Source organism: Labrys sp. 22185 (genome assembly GCF_052045555.1).
Taxonomy (GTDB): domain Bacteria; phylum Pseudomonadota; class Alphaproteobacteria; order Rhizobiales; family Labraceae; genus Labrys; species Labrys neptuniae.
The window spans coordinates 1-379 of record NZ_JBQEPH010000138.1 but is presented as its reverse complement, the minus strand read 5'-3'; the positions used below and the strand labels follow the sequence as shown (position 1 = coordinate 379).

Below are 379 nucleotides of genomic sequence, written 5' to 3'. Positions count from 1 at the left end.
CACGGTGTTGAGCTGGCTGAGATTGACTGCGTCGGTGGCGTTGGTGCCGGCGGCGACATTGGTGATCGCCTTGCTGGCGGCGTTGATGCCGGCCGTGGTGACGCTGGGACCGCCGGTGATGGTGAGGCCGGTGGTGTCGAGCTTGGAATTGCCGGCCGTGACGCTGGTGAAGGTCGGCGTCATCGAGGTGGCGATGGCGATGGCGTTGCCGGTCTGCGTGATCGCGATGTTGTTGCCGGCCTGGTAGGTCACGGTGCCGCCCGGCGCGATATTGGTGAGCGCGCTGCCCGAAACCGTACCGGTGCTGCCGGCGACCGCTGCCGTATTGGCATTCCAGCCCTTGTTGGCCGTCTGCTGAACGGCAAAGAGCTGCGAACCG

The 379-nt window shown here is 66.2% G+C and carries 1 pseudogene; it reads right to left on the bottom strand.

What is annotated here, in order from left to right:
- Positions 1-379, bottom strand: a pseudogene (locus ACTJKX_RS38285) (hypothetical protein); the annotation flags it as partial.